This window comes from Pelosinus propionicus DSM 13327 (genome assembly GCF_900114615.1).
In the GTDB taxonomy this organism is placed as follows: Bacteria; Bacillota; Negativicutes; order DSM-13327; family DSM-13327; genus Pelosinus; species Pelosinus propionicus.
In genome coordinates this window covers 23,195-48,806 of sequence record NZ_FOTS01000039.1, presented here as the reverse complement: position 1 = coordinate 48,806, position 25,612 = coordinate 23,195, and the positions used below count along the sequence as shown (strand labels likewise).

Below are 25,612 nucleotides of genomic sequence, written 5' to 3'. Positions count from 1 at the left end.
TGAAAGAAAACCATCGATTTAGAAGATTCTTGCTGCGTGGCAAGCAAAGCGTTAGGACTGAATTCTTGTTCTTGGCGATGGGCTATAACTTAAATAAACTACATAACAAAATACAGCAACAACGGTGCGGAAAAATGCTACACGAAAAAAAGACCGCCTAAAAGGTTGCAGGCACAGCAATTTATGAGGGGCATAATGCTCCTCTAGCTTTGCTATGCCTACTTTACTCCACTTAATTCGCAAAAAAGAGAAAATACCCTATTCGGTTAGGGATACAAAGAAAGAGCTATCTCAAATAGGTTTTAAAAACCTATTTTGAGACAGCTCCTTTATTTTCCCCAATTCATCTATCTTAAATTTTTGCGTAATTTCAAACCAACCGAATGTGATTTTTCCAAAGGATGACCAATGCGATAGTACATTCTTTCCGGTGCACTAAAGATAAACGGATTTACCTTTTCTAACGTTGGAACTCCCGTTTCATCAAGCACATGTTCTTCTGCCTTTACATCTACAATTTCTCCGATAAACTGTGTATGCATGCCCAGTTCAATTGCTTGTAATAACTTACATTCTAATATTAAAGGGAACTCCTGCACATAAGGAGCATCCACAAGATCACTTTTAACGACTGTTAACTTGGCAATTGAAAACTTATCTGTATTTTTTCCGCTGGCTATCCCCACAAAATCCGCTTCAACCAAATGAATACTGGAAGGTATACTGATGGTAAAGGCCTGATGTTTTAAGATATTCTGATATGTAGCACGGGGTTTCTGCAAAGATACTGTCACACATGGCGGAGCTGAGCAACAAATGCCGCCCCAAGAAGCGGTCATGATATTAGGCTCACCACTTTCACCATAAGACCCCACCACCCATACCGGAGATGGCATAGCAAATGTATTGGCACCTAATGATTTCTTCATATTTTTACCTCCTTCTTTTTCGAAGAATAACAGTTATTTATTTTTCTATACCAAAAATATTTTCCATGATATAATAATAGACAATAAAATCGACTAAAACAAGTACATACTTATTTGTAATGTAGTATCCTTTTTTATACTGTTATATTCTAGGAGTGAGATAATATGATTCAATATAAAAATATTCAATACCAATGTTCTATGGAGTTAACCTTAGATCTCATTGGCGGGAAATGGAAGTCTTTGATTCTTTGGCATCTAGGTGAAAATACCTTGCGCTTTAGTGAACTGAAAAGAACTTTGCCGCAAATCACACAAAAAATGTTAACACAGCAATTACGAGACTTAGAAACGGATGGACTTGTACATCGCTATATTTATACTCAGATCCCCCCCAAAGTAGAGTATTCCCTTACAGACGCCGGAAAAAGTCTTTTACCCATATTAGCTACTTTATGCCAATGGGGACTTAACTATGCAAACGAAGTTGAAGTCGATGGCAAAGACTTGACCTGTGAGCCGTCCGCGCCTTCCTCTCTTTCGCAATAATTATTTTATATAAACGATTAAAGGTCTGGATTTCACTATGAAATCCAGACCTTTAATCGTTTATATATCTTCTTCTCCTTCTACCTGAAAAAATGTTTACCGTAACATTTTCATTTCTTATCCATTGGCTTTCAATATCCTCTATACCAAATTTAACATTTCGCCGTGATGCATAATAATCATCATCACCATTTGTTGTTACCTCATTACGATTTAATCCACTTCTTATAGCAGCAACTACTGCTATTTCAGGTTAATATTCCAACTCAGCTTCATTAATAATTTTTACTTCGGACATTTCCTTTAACTTTTCCATTAAGGAAAATAATGCTAAGTCCTTTTCCTTTGCTTCGATCATAACATCAAAGTCACGATTACAGATCTTCGCTATGTTTAAAAATTTCAAAAACTCATCTACAGCAATATGATCCGCATGTGCTCGTTTATTTGCGTTGTCTCTTGCACTGGAAAAATGAATTTTAGGTATTCCGCTTCCCCAAGTTGCAAAAATTTCTGGCAGAATCTCTTCAAGATGTATCCCTTCATTGCAGCAATAGTCATGATGTACATCTAATACCATCGGTGCTTTTATCTCCTGGCAGAGAGTAAGAACATCCTTGGCAGTATAGGATTTATCATCATTTTCGATAATAATCCGTTCCCGAATCGTCTCAGGAAGCTGCTGAAAGATCACCTTAAATCGTTCGGTTGATTGTCCTTTGTCTTTATATAATCCCCCTACATGCAGTACTAATTTAGTTTCAGGCCCCAATTCCATAGACTCAAAAAGATTCACATGATACCGCAAATCTGCAAGGGCCGCTTCTACTACATGAGGAAGTGGACTATTTAAAATCGTAAAATGATCGGGATGAGCACTAACCCGCATTCCATGTCTTTTTACAATATCACCGATAGCAAGCAATTCTGAGCGAAAGTCCTCGCAATAATCCCAATCAAAAGCAATGGGGTGAGTTGCTAGGGGAATTAGCTGCGAAGTAATCCGGAATACTTGAATATGATGAGCTGCATTATAGCGCAGCACACGAAGCTGCGTAGCTAAATTTTCTTCTGCTAGACGCCTGAGCTTACTAAGCTGATCCTTTTTATCCTTAATTTTATTTAAATTAAAGACGGTAGTGGTTTTATTAGGAGATCCCTGAGAAATTCCTAAAGCTATGGCTACATACCCCAAACGGATTCGCATATACTTACCCCTTTCACAGAAAAACTATCGAATTTAGTCTGTCCAAAAGTACCTGACTTTACAGTTCCTTTTCCAAATAATATGCCTCAATCCTAAAAATTTAAGATATCTTTGCAATAATACCTTAAATTTAGCATAATTTAACACGATTTACTACGAATAAGATTGACTATTTCCTATTTATGTTATTATAATAGTTATAACATATTTTAATACAAAATATTTCGTCGCAATGCTGCGACAGCAAAGTACACGCTTATTAAAGCTGGCTCAATTGCCAGCTTTTTTTATATATAAATACCTTTTCTAAACGTAATATGTAACTTTTAATTTTTTTAAAAGGAGGCGCTCTCATTATGACAATCAGTAGAAAAATTTTAAGTGGATTTATGGTGATCATCGCTTTAGTGTTTATTATGAGTGCAATTACTTATTTTCAAGTGGGCGAATTAAATTCAGCTTCAAAAGAAATCATGAGAGATAGTCTCTATCAGCTTGAGCTAGTCGAGGAACTTGCCATAGACGTATCAAACGAGGCTGTGGCCATGCGCCGTTTTAATTTCACAGGTGATTTGGCTGACGTAGCTGCCTTTGATAACTATCGTAAATATGGCGATGATAAAATCAACAAGCTTCAGGCTGCATTGACCTTTCAAAACTCCCAGGCGGTCTTAGAAACATTAAAGAAAGAAAAGCTGGCCTTTGACACCATTGCAGCAAAATCAATTGAAGCAAAACGTGCCAACAATCTTGAACAGGTTGGCATTTATATGCAGCAGGCAGGCAGACCGTCTGAGAATTCCATAGCAGCAACCAAAGAACTTATATTATTAGTAAAAGGATATGTGAGAGAGCAAGAAGAAAATAGTACCCAAAAAGCCAGTGAAGTGCAGCTGCTGTTAGTTTGCGTTAGCCTTTTCGTTGCGGCAATTGCCATAGGCATTAGCATTTTCATCAGCCGAGGTATCTCTAGGCCCGCCAAACTAGTTACACAGGCTGCCTCGGAAATTACCCTTGGAAACCTCGCAGTAGATGATATTAAAACACAGTCTGCCGATGAACTGGGCCAATTGGCAAGTTCCTTTAACCAAATGAAAAGTAATCTGCGTCTTGTCATTGAAAGAGTTGCCCATGCAGCCGAACAGGTTATGGCCTCTTCCCAGCAGCTCACAGCAAGTGCCTCTCATTCTACACAAGCTGCTGGTCAAATAGCAGCATCCATTTCTGATATGGCCCAGGGGGCTGAAATGCAGCTAACGACATTTACTGAAACAACAGTTGCCGTACAGCAAATGTCTGTCGGCATCCAACAAATTGCTGACAACGCTACATTTGTAGCCGGAAAATCCTCTCAAGCCTCCGAAACAGCCATCAAAGGCGGCGAATCGATAGAAAAGGCCATTAATCAAATGGCACAAATCGAAAAAACTGTAAATACCTCAGCTCAAGTCATTACGAAACTAGGAGAACAATCTAAAGAAATTGGGCAAATTGTCAGTACCATATCCGGTATTGCTGGACAGACGAACCTACTGGCGTTAAATGCTGCCATAGAGGCTGCCAGAGCCGGTGAGCAAGGCAGAGGATTTGCTGTAGTTGCAGAAGAAGTAAGAAAATTAGCAGAGCAGTCTCAAGAAGCTGCTAAGAGAATCGCTCAATTGATTGGAGAAATCCAGGGTGATACTGCTGAAGCCGTTATTGCAATGACGAAGGGCACCGCCGAAGTAAAAATAGGCGCTGATGTTGTAGATGTAGCAGGAAAGTCATTCCAGGAAATTGCCCAGCTCATTCTTGAAGTATCCACTCAAATCAAAGATATTTCATCATCCATACAGCAGATTGCTGATGGCAGCCAAGTCATTGTATTATCTGTCAAGGAAATTGATGCGCTAAGCAAAAAGACTTCTGAAGAAACACAAACGGTATCGGCAGCCACTCAGGAACAATCGGCATCCATGGAAGAAATCGCATCCTCCAGCCAGATTTTAAGCGAAATGGCGCAAAACCTACAAGAAGTTGTAAACAAATTCCGTTTTTAACAGTATTTTTAATTGACAGATTCCTGTATGATCTGTTATAATACGTTAAAATACATATTCATTATCGATGAACAGGAAGAGTACACAATACACAAAGGGTCACAGCGAGCCAATGGCAGTGGAAGTTTGGCACTACTCGGTATGTGGAATGGGCCTGGGAGATACAGTCTGATCCGTAGTACGGGGTAGGCACTGTCGGGATTCTTCCGCCGTTATCAGGAAGCAGATATCGGATTGTACTTTGTCCTGTATCTTGTAAAGCTGAGCTTTTTTAAAAGCTAATCAGGGTGGCACCGCGAGTTAACTCCTCGTCCCTATATATGCACATGCATGTATAGAGACGAGGTTTTTTTATTTTAAAAACAAAGGAGAACGATTACGATGGAATTAGAAAAAAATGAATCCGAATTAACCATCCATGATAAAAATAAAGGCGGCCGCTATCGCTGGGTTACGATTACAACCTTACTTCTGGCGATTGGTGCCATTTTGCATTTAGTCAGTCCAAATATTGGCGGCGTAACTCCTAACTGGACCATTGCCATGTATTGTATTGCTATTAATTTAACCAAACCTACTCTTAAACAATCTTTCGGCATCGGTCTAGTTGCTGCAGCTATTAATATACCAACTTCTAAGTCCGCTTTTCCTTACGGCAATCTATTGAGTGAACCCATTGGTGCTATTATATGTACATTACTCGTCTGCCACACTTTTAATATGACATTAGGCAAGCTCAACATAAAGCCTGCCGTAACAGGCTTTATCAGCACCGTAGCTAGCGGCATGACATTCATCACCATACTCAAAGTTGTACTTTCTCTACCTTTGTCTGTGTATCTATACGCTATGATACCTGTCGTATTTACAGTCGCTGCTGCCAATGCCGCCATCACGCAGATCTTGTATTTCCCCGCAAAAAAATTATTTGACTTGAAAGGTGATCAATAATGCCAGCCATAACCCTGCAAAACTTCAGCTACGCCTACAATCATCCCAAAAAGGTTCTTGACAATATAACGCTTTCCATTGAAACAGGATCCTTTTCTGTTATATTAGGTCCAAGCGGGGCAGGAAAAACAACACTTTGCCTAGCAGTAGCAGGAGCCGTTCCCCATTACTTTGGCGGAAGTTCTGCCGGAAAAGTTTACGTTACTGGAATTCATACAAAAGAATCTTCTATGCAGCAATTGTCACTCACAGTTGGTACTGTTTTACAAGATTATGAAACGCAATTAGTGACCATGACAGTGGAAGAAGAAGTTGCCTTTAGCCTTGAAAACATGGGCATTGCTCCCCAAGAAATTACGCACAGAGTCGAAGAGGTTCTCGACAAAGTTGGTTTGACAGGATATGAGAAACAAGCCGTTACGGATTTATCCGGAGGACAGAAACAACGTCTGGTCCTTGCCAGTGTTCTAGCGACCAACCCAAAAATTCTTGTTCTCGACGAACCAACTTCCGCCCTAGATCCTGAAGGAACCCACTCATTATATAAACTCCTGAGTGATTTAAATAAGGAACATGGTATCACAATACTGGTCGTTGAACATGATATTGCCACCGTCCTCCCCTATGCAGATCAATTTATTTTATTAGAAAACGGTCAATTAATTTTCAATGGTACCCCTGAAAAAGTGCTTAGCTACATGGCAGCAAAACAAATATTTACAGAAGCGATACCGCCCTTATGGCAGTTAAAACTCATGATAGAAGAGCTTACAGCAAGACAATTTGCTTCTTGGCATACAGAGGAAGAAGCAATCGCACAATTGAGCAAAGTCCTAGAGGAGGAGGCTGACAAAAATGCTTGAATTAAAGAATGTTTACTTCTCCTATAAAGCACAATCTCACGACATCCATGATGTTTCTTTAAGGATAAATCCAGGAGAATTCTTGGCCATTGTTGGGCGCAACGGCAGTGGAAAAACCACTCTGACCCGCCTGATGATGACATTAAAAAAACCAACGAAAGGTGAGCTTTTCTTTCAAGGCAATAGTTTAGCAACCGCAACTCCTGCCAGAATGGCACATCATATTGGCTATGTTTTTCAAAATCCTGACCGTCAAATCTTTCACGATACAGTAGCGGAAGAGGTAGCTTACGGCCCTAAGCAAATAGGCTGTACTTCAGAACAAATCAAGACTTTCGTTTCTCAAGCATTAGAAGTCACAGGACTGTCTCCTTTAGCTAGTGCATATCCTCTCTCTCTGTCTAAAGGACAAAAGCAACGCCTTACCATTGCTTCAGCTTTGGCTATGCAGCCTAAAATACTCATCCTAGATGAACCTACTAGCGGCCAGGATGCCAGGGAACGTGCGCAATTGCTGCAATTGTTATTAAAACTGCATCAGCAAGGTACTACGATATTGCTAGTCACTCATGATATGGAATTTTTGTCTTCCTGTGCCCAAAGGGCTATCGTCATGAAAAAAGGGCAAAAAGTATTTGATGGCACTGTAACTGAATTATTTCATGACACAAACCAACTAGCAGATTGGGGTCTAATCGAACCAGCTGCTCTAAAGATCTCCCGCCAGCTTGCTGCTTTTCAAGTATCACAAACAACGTCTATCTCAGAACTAGGCGATCAAGTTGCAAACCGTTTAAGGAGGAATGACGACCATGCAAAAAATAGCACCCATCACTAAATTAGCGTTGACAATCTTTGTAACGATATGGTCAATTGTGTTACAATCTCTTCCTGCCTTAACAGCACTTATAGTCTGCCAATTAATTCTACTTGCGATTGCAAAAGTTGGATCCAGTGTTTATAAGGGAATTGCCAGCTTATTTGCCTTTGCTGCCATCTTAGCTGGTATGCAGTACGCCATCAATAGCGATCTACTGCTTGCCGCCATTACTGCCAGCAAAATGATTGCGATGACTCTCGTCTTCTTCATCTTATTGGCAACCACAAGAATGCAGGACTTGTCAGCAGCTTTAGTTTTGCAATGCCATATTCCTTATGAATATGCATTCATGCTAACCGCAGCACTGCGGTTTATTCCTGATTTTTTAGCAGAGAGCAAAGCAATCCAAGAAGCACAAGCTTGCCGGGGTTATTCCCCTCAAGGCAATGTATTGCAGCGTTTCTTCTCCTATATGGCGGTTATCAAACCTCTTGTTCTTAAGGCGGTTACCAAATCAGAAACCATGGCACTTAGCTTAGAATTGCGCGGTTTTGGCAGCCGAAAAACGCGAAGTTTTAAGAATAATGTTACCCTTGCATTACAGGACTATGCAATGCTGCTTTCAATGATTCTACTCACCTCTTACCTTGTGATGCAAATCTACTAGAAAACAGTGTCACTCAAATATATAAAAACTGCCTCTTCTTTTCGTAACTCATATTCTTTCATCCTAAGAAAATAGCCAATATGAAACTAAGTTTACTCAGTTTCATATTGGCTATTTTTTCAATGACTTATTTCCTCTAAGATGGTCTTTAATCGAGCTCTTTGTTCTTCTCGATCCAAGGGCATGCCATACTGATAGCAGTCAAAGACATCTGCATCTTTAACGATTTCCTCAATAGGACTGCCGACTTCTTTTTTACTGCTATGATTTTTGGCAGCTGTTGCTAGTAATTCAACCTCTTCTGTGGTAAAGCAGCCGCGTTCTTTAAGAAATAGCTTGAGAGGTTCATACCCTGCCATGGCATGATCTTGCTGCTTTCCTGTAATAATACGACCATAATCGTGCAGCGAACAGGCTATGGCACTCAATTCAGGGTCGGCACCTCGCTTCAGCGCAAGAACTCTTCCCACTGCTGCGCAGCTTGCCAAATGAATTCTCTCCCAGCTTAACGTTATATCTCTTTGCATATTTGTGCTTTCAAATTCCGCAATTTTATCCAGAATTTTTTCTTGAATCTCAAATACTCGATTCATAAAAAGTCCCTCCAACTCTGCTCCACTCTTTATTTACCAAAGAAAAATCCACTAACTAGAATAAAAAAAACTACTGCTGAAATACCAACATATAACCAATCTCTTTCTTTTAGAAATACTAATGCAGATATCCCTACACGCATAATCGGCGTACAAATCAATAAAACTAAACCTGCTAAAATAACTCCAAAAGGCTTCATTTCAAAAGCTCCTGCGAAAATATCCCTAAGCCTCGTCGGATATGTACTGCCCGGATAGCCTCCTTCTCCGCTGCTTAAAAAGAGGGTTAAGCCTAGCAAAATAACCGCACCACTCAATAACACACCAAATCGCAAGGATTTACTAACAAAAATTTCAACCTCATTAATATCTTTAGAAGATCCCTGTACATCTTTATTTATTTCACTCACAATTTAACCCCCAATCCCTGTGCCATCATTTGAATGGCTACATACATGAGAACCGGAATAAACAGTTTACGAATGGTTTTACTTTTCATGCGCTGCATAATTTTTGCTCCAATCGTAGCTCCTATTAAAACACCAATTGCTACTGGTGCCGATATAATAGGACTTATATCGCCTCTATACAAATAAATCCCCGCACTGGCAGCACCTGTAACCCCCATCATAAAATTACTGGTTGCACTGGAGACCTTTAAAGGAAGCTTCATAAAAACATCCATTGCCATTACCTTAAAGCTGCCACTTCCAATACCCAGCAATCCAGATATGATGCCAGCCCCATACATTACGCCAAAGCCACTGTAAACGTTATCAACATTATAGGAAATATTTTTCTTTAATGCCTTATCGTAATATTCCCCTTGCAGCTTTAGTGTCTTTGCTACATTATGTAAAGGTACTTCTTCAGGCAATTCTTCTTTTGTTTTTTTAAGCATGGCTAAAGCTGAGTACAGCAATAACAGACCAAAAATAATATACAAAAGCTTTGGCGAAATTAAACCTGCAATTAAAGCTCCTGTAATAGCACCTACTGTTGTCGCAATTTCTAAGAACATTCCCACTCGAATGTTTGTTATTCCATCTTTAATGTATGCAACTGCTGCACCACTGGAGGTGGCAATAACAGAAATCAGACTTGCTCCAATGGCATGCTGAATATCCACTCCAAATAATAAAGTCAAAGCAGGTGTCACAACAATCCCGCCGCCAAGACCTAGTATAGAGCCAAGTACACCTGCCGAAATAGAAACAAGCAGTATCTTAATAGCTACAATCGTCACATTTCTCACCCCAATAATTAAAATACCTAGAATAATAACTACTCCAAAATTCTTCATGAATTAAAATAAAGTTTCTTTTAACCTCTAACACAAGTATAATATAATATATACATTCGATCAATATTTATATGTTATTTTTTACGTTGTAACAAAAAAAATAATATTTGAAAGGAAGATATATACTATGCAATTCAAAAATTTAGATGAAGTGGATAGAAAAATCCTTAAATTTTTATCAGAAAATGGGCGTCTTAGTAATGCGGAGCTTGGCCGCCTTTTGAATTTAACACGTGCGGCTGTTAGAGAACGTATTAATCAATTAATAGAGCATGGAATTATTGATCGCTTTACCATTGTAGTCAATCCTCTTAAAGCAGGAAAAATGGTCTCTATGTACTTTAACATCAACGTCGAATGGTCTAAGATCGATTCCATTGCGGAAAAGCTTTTCTCTGACCAAGAAATAACAAATGTATATCAGATGAGCGGCCACCCTCACTTACACGTACATGCGCTCTTTGATGATCAGGAACAAGGAAATCGCTATATGCGCAAGCTGCAGTCCATTGATGGAATTCAAAGCGTAGATTCCGAATTTTTAATCACGCGATATAAAGAAAGAGGTGCTTTACTTCTCTAAATCAGATAATCATCTGGTAGCAAGTATCCCCTTTATACGATGAAAAATACAAAAAATCACAGGTGTATAACAATTTTTTTCGCAAACACTAAATCATAATAGCCTCATTAAAGGAGGGTACTATGATGAATCATAAAAACAAACGCCATCGCACAATTTCGCGGTTTCAGAAAAAGTTTAAGAATATAGCGGCAGCAGCCGTGGCTGGAGCAGCGATATTATCTGGAGCTATGCTTCCAGGAATTGCAGCACCTGTAGCACATGCTTCAGCTGATCCATCAAATGCAGATCAGCCAGCAGTTACCCAGCAAGTCAAAGACACTCACAGCTCAAAGACAACTGAAAAAGCAAATCCATCAAATCATAATGATCAAAAATCCAAGGATAGCAAATCCAAAGACACTTCATCCTCTGCCAAAGCACCCACTAAGTATGAAGATGTCTTAGACATCACTGCCACTGCCTATGCTCCAGGAGCACATGACAATGATCAATGGGGTGATAAAACCTATTTGGGCACACAAATACGCCCTGGCGTAGTTGCAGTTGACCCAGATGTTATTCCTTTAGGATCGCGTCTCTACATTCAGTATCCTAATGGACATGGTGAATATGCCGTAGCAGAAGATACTGGTGGAGCAATTAAGGGGAATCGTATTGATATTGCCAAAACATCCGTAGACAAGGCTCAGGATTTTGGCATGAAGGATGTAAAAGTATTTGTTGTCGAGAAAGGCGATGCATAAACTGCTAACACCCCTGTCTTCCGATTTTTGAAGATAGGGGTGTTAGCTATCACTCTGCGATCATGTTTTTTAATTCAATTTCCAGATTCGCATTACATCTAAAGGCGATGCAATTTCCCGTCCCATAGCATTGGCAATGGATGAAATACGTTCTACTAATGTCCTGTTAGTCGCCAAAACATTTTTACTATAATAAATATTATCTTCAATTCCTACACGAACATGTCCCCCTAATGCCATCGCAATCATCGACAAGTTCACATGATTTGATCCAATTATGGAAACACTCCATATTGCATCAGGCGGCAGGCTCTCAACAAGGAAAAATAGATTTTTAGCTGTGGCAGGTAATGACCCCTTTACACCAAGCACTAAGTTGAAGAGCAAGGGACCTTGAATAAGACCTGACTTTTGTAATTGAACAGCATTATGAATCATTGCCACATCAAAAACTTCTATTTCCGCCTTAATCCCATTCTCAAGCATACTAGCAGCCAAATAGTTTATTAATAAAGGCTCATTGGCATTAACCGCAGTAGGGAAATTCGATGAGCCTGTTGACAAGCTTGCAGATTGAGGCTTTAGCACTAATGATGCTCCCCGCTCTTCAGCACTTTTTCCTCCTCTTGCACCGGTGGAAATCTGCTTAATAATGGGACATGCTTTTTTCTCAAGATGCTCAAATATTTCTGCAAATCGCTTTGTGTCAGAAGTCGGCATTCCTTCTTCATCCCGTACATGAACATGGGCTACTGCTGCACCAGCCTCATAACATTCCATAATATCTTGTGCAATCTCCTCTGGAGTAATAGGAACATGAGGAGTCATTTTCTTTGTTGGCACATTACCAGTTGGTGCAATCGTAATAATTAATTTTTCCACAACGTTTCACCTCACATACTCTTTCTCAAACTCAGCAAATCCCAAAATCATACCTTCTATTAGCTCATCTGCCTGATCTTTTGTAATTATCAATGGAGGTGCTAAAAGGAATTGATCACCATGTTCTCCATCTGCATTCCCATTACCAGGATATACAATCACTCCATATTTCATTAAGACAACAGCCAGCTTCTCTGCCATCCCTTTAGAAACAGAAAATGGTTCTTTCGTTATTTTATTTTCTACAATTTCTACACCTAACATAAGTCCTTTGCCTCGTACATCTCCGACAAAAGAGAAAGGAAGCAGCTTCTCTTTCATTTGTGCCAGCAAATATTCTCCTATGTTACGAGAGTTTTCCGCTAATTTTTCCTCTGTTAAGGTTTGTACCACAGCTAATGCTACAGCCGCTGACAAAGGATTACCTCCATACGTATGCCCATGAACAAATACACCTGTTCCCTTTTGAAATGCATTATAAATTTCATCTTTGACAATCACTCCGCCTAGAGGTGAATATCCTGCACTCATACCTTTTGCCACACAAATCATATCGGGAACCACGCCCCAATCTTCAATACTAAACATAGATCCAGTACGCCCAAATCCTGCCATGACCTCATCATCAATAAACAAAATATCATGATGATCACAAATCTCCCGGATAATTTTAAAATAATCTCTGTGAGGGACAATAGCACCACAAGCTGCACCGCCTACAGACTCAGCAATAAATGCAGCAACATGCTCGGCCCCCTCTAACTTTATCACCCGATCTAGATCCAAGGCACAATCAACAGCACAAGTACCTTGCGTCTTATCAAAAGGACAGCGATAGCAATACGCTGGAGCAATATGAGGAAAATTCAGCAGTAAAGGGGTATACTTTTTTCTGCGTTTATCTCCGGTCATGGACAAGGCACCAATAGTATTACCATGAAAACTCTTCCAGCGAGAAATAATTCGATACTTACTCGACTTTCCATCTCGCTCCATATAATACTGCCTTGCCATTTTCAGTGCTGATTCCGTTGCCTCAGAACCACCAGAAACTAAATATAATTTGTTTAATGTTCCCGGTGCTAAGCTAGCCACCAAGTCAGCTAATTCCTGTATCGGTTTAGAAGTCCAGCGGGATAAATGACTAAACGCCACGCTCTGGGCTTGTTTCAACATTGCATCAATAATTCGCGGATGAGCATGACCTAAATTTGATACGGCTGCTCCTGAACAGGCATCAATATATTTATTTCCTGCCTTATCATATAAATAAATTCCTTCTCCCCGATCCACCTCAGTGTAGTGTTTATTTACATTACGATAAAATACATTACTCATTTTTACTTGCTCCCTTCTCTCCTGTAAACAGGAATACCGTCTTGTGGTAAAATCAGGCTCGCACCCGTAGAAGAAACAACTTCTCCTACAGTGGTTCCCTCACCAATTTCCAGCAGATGCAGCCCATCTGACTGAACTGCAATGACTGCTAGATCGGTTACAATTAAATCAACTTCTCCTTGCGCTGTTAAAGGTATTGTACATTCCTTGACAATTTTAGGTGAACCATCTTTATTTACATGTTCCATGGCAATAATTACTTTTTTTGCACCGGTAACTAAATCCATGGCACCTCCCATGCCGGTAACCTTTTTGCCTGGCACCATCCAATTTGCTAAGTTCCCTTTCTCATCAACTTCTAGTGCACCAAGTACGGTTACATCCACATGCCCTCCACGTATAATTGAAAAAGACATGGCACTGTCAAAGCAACTCCCATTCGGTAAGATGGTAACGGATTTTCCCCCGGCATTGATCAAATCTTTATCTTCTTCTCCCCACTCTGGCTCTGTGCCAATACCTAGAAACCCGTTTTCTGAGTGAAGAATAATAGCAATTCCCTGAGGCAGATAATTGGCAACTAAAGTCGGCAGACCAATGCCCAAGTTGACGACTTCGCCATCCTTAAGTTCTTGAGCCACTCGCCGAGCGACCAAAATCCGCTTATCCATTCCTGCCATACTCAATGTCCCCTTTGACTATAAAATCCACAAAAATACCAGGTGTTATCACATGGTCAGGATCAATTGTTCCCACAGGTACAATTTCTTCAACCTCAGCAATCACAAGCTTGGCAGCTGTCGCCATAATCGGATTAAAATTTCTAGCACAGCGGCGGTAGACTAAATTTCCGCTGGTATCAGCTTGATATGCCTTAATAAAGGCTACATCAGCAGACAAAGCAAGTTCCATTAGGTAAGTCTTATCATGAATCATCACTTCCTGCTTTCCTTGAGCAGCCACTGTCCCTACACCTGTAGGAGTTAAGACTCCGCCTAAACCTGCTCCCGCTGCACGGATTTGCTCCGCCAGCGTCCCTTGCGGCACTAGAATAACTTCAACTTCTCCGGAATCCATACACTGACCATATGCCGGATGTCCTTCAACGTACGAGGTATAAACTTTGGCAATTTGTTTATGATCTTGCAGCTTTCCAATCCCTTTACCAACAAACCCTGTATCATTGGAAATGATCGTTAAATCTTTAACACCTTTTTCAACTAATGCTTGTATCAAATTCTCCGGTGTACCGACATTGAGAAAACCACCAATCATAATTGACATCCCATCTGAAATATTCCTTACCGCCTCTTTCACTGTGCAGATTTCTGCCATACTCTTCCTCACTTCATTATTTTTATGCTATGGACTTCTTATTGCCCACAGTATATCATCTAATTAGAATCATTAAAAATCATTGGTTTATATCATTTTAATCACTTTTAAATATGATAAAAAAGAGGAAATAAAATGGAATTACGACAAATACAAATTTTCTATACCGCAGCCCAGACACTTAATTTTACAAAAGCTGGTGCAAAACTGGGTTATGCACAATCCAATATCACAGGACAAATTCGCCAGCTAGAAGAAGAATTGCAAGTTAAATTATTTGAACGACTGGGGAGAGGAATTCAATTAACAAATGAGGGGCAAAGCTTTTTAAAAAATGCAGAGCAAATACTGCATCTATGCCAGGTCGCCAAAGAAGAATTTTCGTCTCACGTTTTTCGCGGAACGATCAGCATTGGCGCAGCAGAAACGCTATGCGTATATCGCTTACCTAAAATATTAACCGAGTATCGCAAACTGTATCCTTTTGTTGAAATCCGCGTACAAACGGAAAGCTGTGACAATCTTTTTTCTTTAATTAAAGCCAATGCCATTGATGTAGCTTTGGTACTCACAGACACAATAAAATCTCCAGACATGGCAATACAAACACTCCATCAAGAAACCATGACAATTGTAACCAGTCCCTTCCACAGGTTAGCACAGCAGCAAAAAAAAATGAGCCCTCATGATTTTTCAGATGAATGCCTAATTCTCACCTCTCCTGGATGCGGATATCGCCCCTTGATTCTTTCTTGCTTAAAAAAACATAACGTAAAACCAGGGTCTATTATGGAATTCTCCAGTGTTGGAGCGATAAAAGAATGTACAATTTGCGGATTAGGCGCCGCCATTTTACCTAAAATTGCTGTAAAAGATGAATTAGAACGAAAAAAACTAGTCGAATTTGCTTGGGATGGCCCCCACTTTGACGTTAAAACACAACTTATCTATCACCGCGAGAAATGGATAACGCCCGCATTGCGTGCATTCTTAGAACTTTGCAATACCATTGCGTCATAATACCAACGTAAAAAATAAGGGATTGTAATCCATTCTTGCCTTGATTACAATCCCTTATTGATCTATTGTGCTCAATTATTCAATAATCTGTCTTACTATATTCTCCGTGGTTTACTGAAATTCCTGAATTACTTTTTTCCTATACTCATCTACTTCCTGAGTTAAACGATACTTATTATTCTTAATAAGTATTAAATACTCTGCCATAACCTTAGAAAAACGGCCGCTGCCGTTCCAGGTAAATTTTTGATAAATTTCTTTCGCTGCTGGAACCATTTGCTTATTCTCATATTGAAATAGGGGCGTATTATTCGTTCCATAAAGAGCAAAAATAAGATAGTTCTTAAGTAACTTTTCTACATCAGCTGCTTTAGGAGAATCTTTATACTCCTGCAGAAACTGTTCTTGACTTATGCCGCGCTTCATAATTTCTTCCCAGCTAATCATAAGTCCAGCATCTTTGGCAGGAGTGATATTCGATTCAACTGCCATAATATCCATATAGGCAGCAATATCTGGAGTTACATTGGCGCGATATTGCTTGTATAGAGAATAATCAATAACCGGAAAATAAAAGCCCTCTGCTGTTTCCACTTTAAAGCCATTACTTCTCGTCTCCAGTAACAATTCTCTTATATCCTGATCTTGTATTTCATGCAAAGCGCTATCCCGAAGATCTCCTTTAAAATACTTTGCCATTTTCAGTTGTATGCTATCCGCCTCGTATGTGTCTTTCATTTTAACCATTACAGTTTTTTGCTTATTTTCAAGAGCATCCAGCATGATTGATGCATTTTGCGGTGTAACGGCAGCAATTTTTTTATTAATAAATTCGAAAACATCTCTTACTTTACTATCCTCTTTTTGCAGCATTGCGTTAAATTCATCCATAGTAACCCTATCTTCTTTACCATTAGTTTCTTCTGCTGCTTGGTTTTGCTTCCCCAAATTAGTACATCCGTTTATGACCATTAACATAACCAGCATCATTATACTAAAAACTATTTTTTTATATAAATGATTTTTCAATAGCAGTCACCTACATCTTTCTTTTAACGTTTGTTCACTTTAAGCAACTGACCTATTCGTTCAATGTTTCTTACCACAAAAAGATCATACGTAACGCTAGCTAAGCATGATCTTATTATCCTTCTCCAATCGGATTGATATTCATAAAAAGTCCAACTAATTCAGGATCAAACTGAATACCTGCATATCTTTGTAATTCTTCAATCGCAGCACTATGGCTCATAGCCTTTCTATATGGCCGTTCACTTGTCATCGCATCATAGCTGTCGGCAATTGCCAGAAGACGGCATTCAAACGGAATGGCCTTCTCGCGTAATTTAAGAGGATATCCTTCACCGTTCCACCATTCATGATGCTGTAATATCCAATCAGAAATCGGCAATAAATCCGCTGCCGCGCAAGCAATTAGATACCCAATTTCACAATGCCTCTGCATCTCCTCTTTTTCCAGCTCCGTTAGTGATTCTGGCTTTTTTAGAATTTCATCAGAGATGCCAATTTTCCCTATATCATGAAATTTTGCAAATAAAAGAAGATCTGCCATTGACGATTCTGTCACACCAGCTATTTTTGCAAATGCAATCATCAATTCTTGCAAACGCTCCCCGTGACTGCCTGTAATATGATCTCGAGCCACCATCATTTCCTTAACGCTTTGAATCATTGACCGATTATTACTGGTATGATGAAACAGCTTTTCCCGATACATCTTATTTTCCGCTTCTAAAATAATTCCTTCTATCGACTTATCTATCCCCTCTGCGTAAGCATATCCAATAGACATTTGCAGTTTTACCAAAGAAGGATTCGTAAGCTCATTGTTTTTCTCTATCTCATCATAAATACTTTGATAATAAGTTTCTAAACCATTTGCAGAAACATTCTGCAGCAAGACAATATATTCATCTCCTCCGGTCCGAAAAATCGGAGTATGCTCTGGAAAAGACAATTGTAATACTTTTGCTGCTCGGATAATCATAAGATCGCCTTGGGAATGACCAATGGTATCATTTACAAACTTTAGACCATCAATATCAATTACAAATGCAGCAAATCCTTCTTTTTTACAACGTTCTAGCCTCACTAACTCCATTTCAAAAAAAGTACGATTATAGAGCCCAGTTAAAACATCATGATAGCTCAGATATTCTAAATGATTGCGAACCTCTTCGCTTTCCTTTAAATATCTTTTCGCTAATTGATGTTCTTCATCGTAATATTTCAATATGACAGTAAATAATAAGGAATTCGTAAGAATAGAAGTAATAAGTGCAATCGAAACATCCATATATTTCACCGTGACAGTAGGATACCCGGTTACCAGAAAAGGATAGACATATTCTATACTCACTAGGGTTAATGCTAAAAATGTTAAAGCTGCAGTGAGAATAAACTGCTTATACCCTTTCAGCAATGCAACTCCCATCGGTGAGAAAAGCATCATGTAAAATGGAACACGTCCTGCCGCACCACCACTTGCAAACCAAACAAAAGGCAAAACAGCTGCAACTAACAAAAGTGATAAAAAGATACATAAATCATATTTCTTCTTTATTATAGACAGATAATAAACTCCCATTAAAAAAGTACCAATCGTTGTACATGCAATAACTGATATGGAGTCTAACCCAAGGAGCCAGCTAGTCATTACACTCCAAAAAGAAATAAGAGCACCAAAAATGAGAATTACATTCAAAATTCGATGCTGCATAGAAAACTGAGATTTATCACCAATTAGTTGATACAAATTCAAAAACTCATCCCTCATTTTTGCTGCTAATATCATTTTTTATTTTATTTGAAAAGAATTTTCTTGTTTTTAATTATATCGTTTTCATTGATAATTTGGCAATACCTGTGCCATTCTCCCTCTATAACTTTAATGCTTTTCTGTTTATGCTTACTCACCCCATGGAATAGATTCGTATAAGCCTCTCATTTTTCGTAAATACTTGTTTACTAGAAAGTGAAAATAGCAATAAAGCAAATAAAACCAAAGATATAACCATTGCTAAGCTTACTTTTTAGTAAGCATCCTACCAAAAAGTGCGTTCTTGCCATTTCCTTTGATTTACTATAGACTGAACCAATAAATGCTGTCGCCTAACAGTAAATCAGTAAAGGCGATACAAAAGGAGGATATAATGAAAGTCATCGCGATTAATGGAAGTCCGAACAGCAAGGGCAATACCTTTCATTCATTAGAGCAAGTAGGAGAAGCATTACAAGCTGAGGGAATTGAGTTTGAAATCATCCATATTGGCAATAAAATCATCAGAGGATGCTTAGCCTGTGGAGGCTGTTCTAGGAACCTGGATGAGCGCTGTGTAATTCCAAACGATGAAGTCAATGACACGATCCAGAAACTCAAAGAAGCTGACGGTATTCTACTGGGATCTCCTGTACATTTTTCAGGCATTGCCGGCACCATGAAATCCTTTTTAGATCGTGCTTTTTATGTATCAAGTGTAAACGGAGGCTTACTCCGCCATAAAGTTGGAGCAACACTAGTAGCGGTCCGGCGGTCCGGGGGCGTAGCAACCTTCGATGCATTAAATCATTATATCAATTATGGGGAAATGATGATGCCAGCTTCTAACTACTGGAACGTAATCCATGGTACAGCACCAGCAGAAGTAAAAGATGATCATGAAGGACAGCAGATTCTTCGAGTGTTAGGCAAAAACATGGCTTGGCTTATGAAAGCACTAGCAGCTGGAAAAACACAATTACCAGCCTTTCCTCGAGAAGAAAAGGTATTTACAAACTTTATAAGATAAAGGATATATACAATAACAAATATATAGATTGAAAGGCTCCTGCATACTATTTGCAGGAGCCTTTCCTATTGGAATTCTAACTTCCTATCTTCTTGCCAATGCAAGCTTAATCCCTAATGTAATAAGCATGATTCCTGTGATTCTCTGAAAAATCACCTGAAAAGCTGGTCTATTTAACCATGAGCGAATATGATCAAATGCATAGGCTAAGAACAAGAACCAACATGTGACAACAAATACAGCCGTAAATCCTAAGATCATTAATTGAACAAATGGATTTTGCCCTGGAGTAACAAACTGAGGTAAGAGAGTTAAATAAAATATAGAAGCTTTAGGATTTAATACATTGGTTAATACTCCCTGACCAAAATACTCTTTATTATTTTTACTTGCTGGCAGACTAGTGGTTTTCATTACATCAGCACCTGCTATTTGATTACTTTGATTTGCCTTTAAAAAAGTAGTAATACCGATATAGAAAAGATAGATTGCACCTACATATTTGATGACATCAAATAACGCGGCAGACTGAGCAATAATCGCTGATAAACCCAAGACCACTGCTGTCGTATGAAAAATTAACCCTGATCCAATTCCAAGTGCAGTAGCTTGCCCCCCAATTTTTCCTGCAGTCAATGTATTCTTAGTCACTACTGCAAAATCAGCACCAGGTAATATAGCCATTGCTAAAGCCGTCATAAAAAAATAAAAATAATTTTCCATTGTAGAAATCCCCACTTTACACATATTAAAATAAGTATATTTACTTTAATACTAATGTGTAACAATGTCAATGAAAAATCATTTTTTTAACTGTCGAATAAAGGTTTATCCAAAAAATAAACAGGAAAAACATCTGCATGTTTTCCTGCTTATTTTTATATTCAAACAGAGTAAATTACTCTGCGAATTATTTATGTAAAATTATAGTGTCTTTTCACCGGGCTGCCAATCCATTGGGCATAATCCGCCAGTTTGGAAAGCTTTTAATACTCGCAGTATTTCATCCGCACTGCGTCCTACATTTAAATCGCTAACGATTTGATAGCGAATAATACCTTCCGGATCAATGATAAATAAACCTCGTAACGATACACCTTTTTCTTCTATCAACACATCATAATCCCTGGATACTTGTTTTGTGATATCAGAAGCAAGTGGATAGTTTAATTCACCTAATCCCCCATCCTCTTTTGAAGCTTTGATCCAGGCGCGATGTGAATATACACTGTCTGTACTAACACCAAGTATCTCTGCATTAATCTTCTTGAATTCATCTAACTTAGAATTAAATCCCTTAATTTCTGTTGGGCAAACAAAAGTAAAATCTAAAGGATAAAAGAAAAGAACTAGCCATTTACCTTGATAATCTTCAAGCTTTATAACATGCTCTAATGTTTCTATATCCTCCGTAGTAGACATAGTAAAATGCGGGGCTTTTTGACCAACTTTTACTGACATGTAACCACTCCTTCAACCAACACTGATAATAATTATTGTTATTAATTAAATATTATTATTCTTTTTATTTTTTGTCAATAGTTTTATATTCCTTTTCTTTGTACATATTGACATCAAGGTATAAAAATGCAATGTAGGCCACCAGTGAAAATTTTCCACTAGCGGCCTACAAATTATTTCGCCTTATGCTTCTTTCTCAAAATGAATCATCAAATCAATGATTTCTGGACGATTACCAATCCGTATAGGTGGTCCCCATGTACCGAAACCACAAGAGACAATTACCTGAAAACGATCCTTCCTTAGATATCCCCAGTCCATTTCAAACATACGTTTAGTTATATACTGATTAGGAAAAAACTGTCCATGGTGGGTATGACCGGACAATTGCAGATCAACGCCATTCAACTGCCCTTCTGTCAACTTAAAGGGCTGATGATCAAGTAAAATAATAGGAAAATTGGTATCAATGCCCTGCATTATGTCAGATAGATCTAAGCGCTGCTGTCCTGTTACTTTAACTGAAGTAGGGTCATCTCGCCCAACAATATAAAACTGCTGATTCACCAACTGGTATTCATCACGCAGTACAATGACATCAGACTTTTGTAACTGTTCTATTGCAAATTGGCTATCACTTCCAAGATATTCATGATTTCCAAGCACCGCAAACACACCATACTGAGAATTTAATTTTTTTAAGCCTTCCGACATCTTTTTCTTGCTGAAACGCTGAACATCTTCATCAATCGTATCTCCTACCAGAAATACAATATCAGGATTCAATTCATTGATTAAATTGACCATTTTTTCAAGGCGAGCATTATCGACAATCGTACCAAGATGGACATCTGATACCATCACTGCATGCAAATTTTGCAAATTACTCACACTTTTGGGGAGTGTTATATCATAATGCCGAACACGAGGATTACGAGCATTCCATCTCCCAAAAACCAAAAGCAATCCTACTAAAATCATCACTGTTAAGCCTAAAGGTACACCTTGAATGACCGCAGTGTGAAAAAACATATCACTTAGAAAACTTCCAATGTCAATCATGATCCAGAATAGAAATAAGTAATAGGCCGCTGCAAGCCAGTAATCGCCAATAATAATAATGATATCATTCGCAAATCCGGGAAATTTCTGTCTACCGATTCTTCCCACTAATTTAGCAGCTGCTAAAAAAGTAAAAATGCTCCAATATAACACAGCATAAGGTTCCATTATGCTATGAAAAGCTTGAAAAAATCGTAAACCGATATAATAATTACCTGCAGCGTAAATCAAGAGCAATGCACTCACTAAGAGAATAAAAGAATTCATCTATGACTCCTATTCCTTTCTGTCCAACAAAATAATTTTACTAGAAGCATGCAGAAGTCCGATTCAGAAATCAATATGAGTAGAATTCTTAGGATAACATACTTTTCACTATCTTATTCAAATTTTGCAAATCGAGATTTTTTTGCTTCATTAAGTCCTAATAACTCATCTACACTGTATTTTCCTGGCCCAACAAAAAATGCTGCAAAAAAACTTCCTGCATTTTCGAAGGATTGAGACGCCTTCAGTAATCCTTTATCACTTAACATCTGAGTAGAAAAAGCAACAAGCATGTTGAAAGCTAACAATAAAGACATCGGACGGTATAAGAATCCGATAGCAAAGAATAATCCTCCAAAAAATTCTGCAAAACCGGACATAAATCCCCAAAAAGCTGGCGCAAATGCAATACCAAATACCTCCATCGATTTTCCTAGAGCAGCCCACTTTTCAACTCCGCCAGTAATCTTAGGATATCCATGCCACATAAACATGCCCCCTAATATCAAACGAAATACTAACAAACCAATATCAATATACGAAAAGCTCCTTTGATTTAGCCATATTAAAAATTTTTTCATATTTACTAGCTCCTTTTTTCCATGTAATATCTCTGCTATGTAAGTCCCTTATTTCTTTATTTTACATGATAATGCAAAATCCTGCTACCAATCTTCTTCTAAGAGCATTTATCAAGATAAGAAAAACGTCTTTTCATAGATACTCTTCCATAGTGTCTATGGAAATTGTAAACAAATATCAATTACGTCTTGACTACATTCTAGATAAACAGTTATAATATCTATAGTTCCACTAGATAAGTGTAAGAGGTGTTTAGAATATGAACAACATTCCAGAATTATTTTGGCAAGCAACGCTAGACGAAATCAAACAAGGGTATCTATATAATGAAACGAGTGATGAATTTTTATGCCTGATCTGCGGCGAAATTATCCAAAATGGTGTCATTTATCCTGAAAATAATATCTTATATGAAGCAAAAAAATATATTGGAGTTCATATTGCAAAATGCCACCACTCGTCCTTTCATTTTTTACTTAACCTAGATAAAAAATTAACCGGGCTAACTGACCATCAAAAATTAGTCCTGGAACTTTTTTATGAAGGAAAAAGTGATAATGATGTAGCAAAATCACTAGGTACAGGAAGCACATCAACCATTCGTAATCATCGATTTTCCTTACGAGAAAAGCAAAAGCAAGCCAAAGTCTTTTTAGCTATTATGGAGCTACTAGGTGAACAGATACCAAAGAAGCAAAATTTTATTGATATTCCACGTAATGCAAAACAAGTAGATGAGCGCTTTGCTATTACCGAACAGGAAAACGCCAAAATATTGAGCACTTATTTTAAGAAAGGGCTAAACGGTCCTCTAGACTCCTTCCCTCTTAAAGAAAAGAAACGCGTAGCTATCTTACAGCATATTCTTAAAAATTTTGCTGCTAATCAAAACTATAGTGAAAAAGAAGTAAACGCCATACTAAAACCATTGTATGAGGATTACGTACTTTTGCGTCGTCTTCTTATCGATTATGGCTTTATGGAGCGAACTTCAGACGGCAGTTCCTATTGGCTTACATTGTAATTAAAACTATATTATGAAATCAAAAGGAGTTGATTCTCTTGGATAGAAAAAAAGAATTAAAACTGGCATACAAGCAAACGCCCCTTCCTATGGGAGTATACCAAATCAAAAACACTTTAAATGGCAAGATCTTTGTAGGCAGCAGTATGAATTTACCCGGAATCTTTAACAGGCATCGATTTCAATTAAATGCTGCTTCTCATCCTAATAAGGACTTGCAAGAAGACTGGAAGCAGCACGGTTCTGCTGCTTTTACTTGCGAGGTCCTTGAGATCCTAAAGTCAGAGGATATTTTAGAGGAAAATTGGTCCAAAACAATTCTAGCTCTGGAAGATAAATGGCTAAGCAACTTACAGCCCTATGATGAAAAAGGATATAACCAATTAAAAACAAAAAAGGTTTAATGAAGTAAATTCAATATTTTAGGATGCCCCTTTTTTCAAGACAATATAGTACCTTCCTAAAGATTTTTTTCTTTCAAAATGATGAGGATGCGAAATTGATTAGAAGAATGCAATGTAATATTTCTATATTTTTGCATCCTCACATTATCATTTTAAAGTAAATCATATCTACCCACATAAAGAATATTCGATACAGATGTTTCTGTTGAACTAGTACATACTATATAATAATAAAGACATGCATTAAATCAATCCATGAGGAGTGGTAACATGGCTTATTGGCTTGCGAAAACAGAACCAGAAAGTTTCAGTTATAGCGATCTTGAAAAATTAGGACAGGATCGCTGGAATGGCGTAAGAAATTTTGCAGCATTGAAACATATGAAGCAAATGAAATTGGGTGACCTCGTGTTTATCTATCATACTGGAAAAGAAAAAGCAATTGTCGGAGTGGCTGAGGTCATCTCAACTTTTTATCCTGACCCAGATGAGACTGACGAGCGATTCATCATAGTGGACGTTAAATCACGTTATCCCTTAGATAGACCTGTAACATTAAAAGAAATCAAAAGTAATGTTTTGTTTCAAGAATGGGAGCTCGTACGTCAATCACGTCTTTCCGTTATGCCTGTAAGTGAAGAACACTGGAAATCCATACTAGAACTAAGCAAACTGCATTAAACAAGATACAACAAGCCACAGAGGCCCCTCCTCTGTGGTTTAAAATTTTATAAATAATGCACAAAGCAAAAGCTAACGGAAATCCGTTAGCCTTAAAAAGAGCCCGTAATGATCTACGCTACAGCCAATACCGATCATTACATACCTATACGCAATCTTTCGACTACCCACAAGCATTACACAACCGATACTGACCTTTGCTCGACTGCCACAGATACCTACCGAACCGACCGCAATCTCTCGACAACGACCGACCCATATGATTTCAGAACCCATGGCAGTCTTAGCTCGACCGCTATACATCTCTTTCGACCACACGACAACAGTTGGGCTGCCGTACAGCCTTACAAGACATATAACGATCTGCCCGCCGACTACTGCCGAACCTTTCGACCCGACAATACTCTTTGGCCGACCAATACCGAACCGATTAAGATCCGATACCAGTCTTGGCTCAACCATTACGAACCCTTTACACCACATAGTATTGTTTTTTT

At 38.5% G+C, this 25,612-nt stretch carries 30 protein-coding genes and 1 other annotated feature; of the genes, 14 read left to right on the top strand and 16 right to left on the bottom strand.

What is annotated here, in order from left to right; translation table 11 throughout:
• Positions 1–161: transposase (locus tag BMZ99_RS27615; protein WP_175490603.1), on the top strand; the 161-nt coding region annotated here is incomplete at its 5' end.
• Positions 162–347: 186 nt separating this feature from the next.
• Here BMZ99_RS27615 and BMZ99_RS18290 read toward each other — a convergent pair.
• Entirely contained in the window at positions 348–929 is a 582-nt protein-coding gene (locus BMZ99_RS18290) for a flavin reductase family protein (protein ID WP_090940733.1), read from the bottom strand.
• A gap of 165 nt (positions 930–1,094) precedes the next feature.
• On the opposite strand from BMZ99_RS18290, the gene BMZ99_RS18285 reads away from it, so the two are divergent.
• Complete coding sequence (locus BMZ99_RS18285; RefSeq protein ID WP_090940730.1) at positions 1,095–1,478, top strand: winged helix-turn-helix transcriptional regulator; 384 nt, start codon at positions 1,095–1,097, stop codon at positions 1,476–1,478.
• Between the two features lie 253 nt (positions 1,479–1,731).
• Here the strand turns inward: BMZ99_RS18285 and uvsE are convergent, their stop codons facing one another.
• On the bottom strand, positions 1,732–2,685 hold the full coding sequence (gene uvsE / locus BMZ99_RS18280) for a UV DNA damage repair endonuclease UvsE (protein ID WP_090940727.1): 954 nt from the start codon (positions 2,683–2,685) through the stop codon (positions 1,732–1,734).
• Positions 2,686–3,041: 356 nt separating this feature from the next.
• Between uvsE and BMZ99_RS18275 the strand changes: the two genes are divergently transcribed.
• The 5 genes from BMZ99_RS18275 (at position 3,042) to BMZ99_RS18255 (ending at position 8,025) form a co-directional block, all read left to right on the top strand.
• Positions 3,042–4,724, top strand: a complete 1,683-nt coding sequence (locus tag BMZ99_RS18275; protein ID WP_090940724.1) for a methyl-accepting chemotaxis protein — start codon at positions 3,042–3,044, stop codon at positions 4,722–4,724.
• A 58-nt stretch (positions 4,725–4,782) separates the two neighbouring features.
• Positions 4,783–5,043 (top strand) — a binding site (T-box leader).
• A 62-nt stretch (positions 5,044–5,105) separates the two neighbouring features.
• Positions 5,106–5,675, top strand: coding sequence for a tryptophan transporter (locus BMZ99_RS18270; RefSeq protein ID WP_090940721.1), 570 nt, complete (start codon positions 5,106–5,108; stop codon positions 5,673–5,675).
• Complete coding sequence (locus BMZ99_RS18265; RefSeq protein ID WP_090940718.1) at positions 5,675–6,538, top strand: energy-coupling factor ABC transporter ATP-binding protein; 864 nt, start codon at positions 5,675–5,677, stop codon at positions 6,536–6,538. The genes BMZ99_RS18270 and BMZ99_RS18265 overlap by 1 nt, the downstream gene beginning before the upstream one ends.
• The gene (locus BMZ99_RS18260) at positions 6,531–7,376 is read left to right on the top strand and encodes an energy-coupling factor ABC transporter ATP-binding protein (RefSeq protein ID WP_090940716.1); all 846 of its coding nucleotides are present in this window, start codon (positions 6,531–6,533) and stop codon (positions 7,374–7,376) included. The genes BMZ99_RS18265 and BMZ99_RS18260 overlap by 8 nt, the downstream gene beginning before the upstream one ends.
• Positions 7,351–8,025 (top strand): energy-coupling factor transporter transmembrane component T family protein, encoded by a 675-nt coding sequence (locus BMZ99_RS18255; protein ID WP_090940714.1) that lies wholly within the window; start codon positions 7,351–7,353, stop codon positions 8,023–8,025. The genes BMZ99_RS18260 and BMZ99_RS18255 overlap by 26 nt, the downstream gene beginning before the upstream one ends.
• A 119-nt stretch (positions 8,026–8,144) precedes the next feature.
• Here the strand turns inward: BMZ99_RS18255 and BMZ99_RS18250 are convergent, their stop codons facing one another.
• From BMZ99_RS18250 to BMZ99_RS18240, 3 genes are read right to left on the bottom strand one after another with little or no spacing between them, the layout of a single operon-like run.
• Positions 8,145–8,618 (bottom strand): HD domain-containing protein, encoded by a 474-nt coding sequence (locus BMZ99_RS18250; RefSeq protein WP_090940707.1) that lies wholly within the window; start codon positions 8,616–8,618, stop codon positions 8,145–8,147.
• Between the two features lie 29 nt (positions 8,619–8,647).
• The gene (locus BMZ99_RS18245; RefSeq protein ID WP_090940704.1) at positions 8,648–9,028 is read right to left on the bottom strand and encodes a DUF1634 domain-containing protein; all 381 of its coding nucleotides are present in this window, start codon (positions 9,026–9,028) and stop codon (positions 8,648–8,650) included.
• Positions 9,025–9,921, bottom strand: coding sequence for a sulfite exporter TauE/SafE family protein (locus BMZ99_RS18240; RefSeq protein ID WP_090940700.1), 897 nt, complete (start codon positions 9,919–9,921; stop codon positions 9,025–9,027). Before BMZ99_RS18240 ends, BMZ99_RS18245 begins: the two co-directional genes overlap by 4 nt.
• Positions 9,922–10,048: 127 nt before the next feature.
• On the opposite strand from BMZ99_RS18240, the gene BMZ99_RS18235 reads away from it, so the two are divergent.
• Both BMZ99_RS18235 and BMZ99_RS18230 read left to right on the top strand, forming a co-directional pair.
• On the top strand, positions 10,049–10,504 hold the full coding sequence (locus BMZ99_RS18235) for an Lrp/AsnC family transcriptional regulator (RefSeq protein WP_090940697.1): 456 nt from the start codon (positions 10,049–10,051) through the stop codon (positions 10,502–10,504).
• A gap of 122 nt (positions 10,505–10,626) precedes the next feature.
• Positions 10,627–11,250 carry a 3D domain-containing protein gene (locus tag BMZ99_RS18230; RefSeq protein ID WP_245755044.1) on the top strand — a complete coding sequence of 208 codons (624 nt, stop codon included), beginning with the start codon at positions 10,627–10,629 and terminating at the stop codon, positions 11,248–11,250.
• Between the two features lie 69 nt (positions 11,251–11,319).
• On the opposite strand, the gene BMZ99_RS18225 is transcribed toward BMZ99_RS18230, so the two are convergent.
• The 4 genes from BMZ99_RS18225 to BMZ99_RS18210 are packed head-to-tail and all read right to left on the bottom strand — an operon-like array spanning position 11,320 to position 14,805.
• Positions 11,320–12,132 carry a BKACE family enzyme gene (locus tag BMZ99_RS18225; protein ID WP_090940691.1) on the bottom strand — a complete coding sequence of 271 codons (813 nt, stop codon included), beginning with the start codon at positions 12,130–12,132 and terminating at the stop codon, positions 11,320–11,322.
• A gap of 6 nt (positions 12,133–12,138) precedes the next feature.
• On the bottom strand, positions 12,139–13,470 hold the full coding sequence (locus BMZ99_RS18220) for an aspartate aminotransferase family protein (RefSeq protein WP_090940688.1): 1,332 nt from the start codon (positions 13,468–13,470) through the stop codon (positions 12,139–12,141).
• Positions 13,471–13,472: 2 nt separating this feature from the next.
• Positions 13,473–14,150: a 3-oxoacid CoA-transferase subunit B gene (locus BMZ99_RS18215; RefSeq protein ID WP_090940685.1), complete on the bottom strand. Its 678-nt coding sequence runs from the start codon at positions 14,148–14,150 to the stop codon at positions 13,473–13,475.
• A complete protein-coding gene (locus tag BMZ99_RS18210) occupies positions 14,134–14,805 on the bottom strand; it encodes a CoA transferase subunit A (RefSeq protein ID WP_090940681.1) in 672 nt (223 codons plus the stop codon). Before BMZ99_RS18210 ends, BMZ99_RS18215 begins: the two co-directional genes overlap by 17 nt.
• 135 nt (positions 14,806–14,940) lie before the next feature.
• Here BMZ99_RS18210 and BMZ99_RS18205 point away from each other — a divergent pair, with 135 nt between their 5' ends.
• On the top strand, positions 14,941–15,825 hold the full coding sequence (locus BMZ99_RS18205; protein ID WP_090940678.1) for a LysR family transcriptional regulator: 885 nt from the start codon (positions 14,941–14,943) through the stop codon (positions 15,823–15,825).
• 111 nt (positions 15,826–15,936) lie between these two features.
• On the opposite strand, the gene BMZ99_RS18200 is transcribed toward BMZ99_RS18205, so the two are convergent.
• On the bottom strand, positions 15,937–16,854 hold the full coding sequence (locus BMZ99_RS18200) for a hypothetical protein (RefSeq protein WP_090940675.1): 918 nt from the start codon (positions 16,852–16,854) through the stop codon (positions 15,937–15,939).
• Positions 16,855–16,969: 115 nt separating this feature from the next.
• Positions 16,970–18,640 carry a bifunctional diguanylate cyclase/phosphohydrolase gene (locus BMZ99_RS18195; protein ID WP_090940672.1) on the bottom strand — a complete coding sequence of 557 codons (1,671 nt, stop codon included), beginning with the start codon at positions 18,638–18,640 and terminating at the stop codon, positions 16,970–16,972.
• Between the two features lie 358 nt (positions 18,641–18,998).
• Between BMZ99_RS18195 and BMZ99_RS18190 the strand changes: the two genes are divergently transcribed.
• The gene (locus tag BMZ99_RS18190) at positions 18,999–19,634 is read left to right on the top strand and encodes a flavodoxin family protein (RefSeq protein ID WP_090940668.1); all 636 of its coding nucleotides are present in this window, start codon (positions 18,999–19,001) and stop codon (positions 19,632–19,634) included.
• 84 nt (positions 19,635–19,718) lie between these two features.
• Here the strand turns inward: BMZ99_RS18190 and BMZ99_RS18185 are convergent, their stop codons facing one another.
• From BMZ99_RS18185 to BMZ99_RS18170, 4 genes are all read right to left on the bottom strand, one after another.
• Positions 19,719–20,357 carry a LysE family translocator gene (locus BMZ99_RS18185; RefSeq protein ID WP_175490607.1) on the bottom strand — a complete coding sequence of 213 codons (639 nt, stop codon included), beginning with the start codon at positions 20,355–20,357 and terminating at the stop codon, positions 19,719–19,721.
• 201 nt (positions 20,358–20,558) lie between these two features.
• Entirely contained in the window at positions 20,559–21,095 is a 537-nt protein-coding gene (locus BMZ99_RS18180; protein ID WP_090940663.1) for a peroxiredoxin, read from the bottom strand.
• A 183-nt stretch (positions 21,096–21,278) separates the two neighbouring features.
• Positions 21,279–22,424 carry a metallophosphoesterase gene (locus BMZ99_RS18175; protein ID WP_090940660.1) on the bottom strand — a complete coding sequence of 382 codons (1,146 nt, stop codon included), beginning with the start codon at positions 22,422–22,424 and terminating at the stop codon, positions 21,279–21,281.
• A gap of 113 nt (positions 22,425–22,537) precedes the next feature.
• A complete protein-coding gene (locus BMZ99_RS18170; RefSeq protein ID WP_090940657.1) occupies positions 22,538–23,005 on the bottom strand; it encodes a DoxX family protein in 468 nt (155 codons plus the stop codon).
• Positions 23,006–23,265: 260 nt separating this feature from the next.
• Between BMZ99_RS18170 and BMZ99_RS18165 the strand changes: the two genes are divergently transcribed.
• From BMZ99_RS18165 to BMZ99_RS18155, 3 genes are all read left to right on the top strand, one after another.
• Positions 23,266–24,030, top strand: a complete 765-nt coding sequence (locus tag BMZ99_RS18165; protein WP_090940654.1) for a DUF2087 domain-containing protein — start codon at positions 23,266–23,268, stop codon at positions 24,028–24,030.
• 38 nt (positions 24,031–24,068) lie between these two features.
• A complete protein-coding gene (locus BMZ99_RS18160; RefSeq protein ID WP_090940651.1) occupies positions 24,069–24,434 on the top strand; it encodes a GIY-YIG nuclease family protein in 366 nt (121 codons plus the stop codon).
• Positions 24,435–24,704: 270 nt separating this feature from the next.
• Positions 24,705–25,115 (top strand): EVE domain-containing protein, encoded by a 411-nt coding sequence (locus tag BMZ99_RS18155; RefSeq protein ID WP_090940648.1) that lies wholly within the window; start codon positions 24,705–24,707, stop codon positions 25,113–25,115.
• A 72-nt stretch (positions 25,116–25,187) separates the two neighbouring features.
• On the opposite strand, the gene BMZ99_RS18150 is transcribed toward BMZ99_RS18155, so the two are convergent.
• Positions 25,188–25,577: a hypothetical protein gene (locus tag BMZ99_RS18150; protein ID WP_090940645.1), complete on the bottom strand. Its 390-nt coding sequence runs from the start codon at positions 25,575–25,577 to the stop codon at positions 25,188–25,190.
• Positions 25,578–25,612 lie beyond the last annotated feature (35 nt).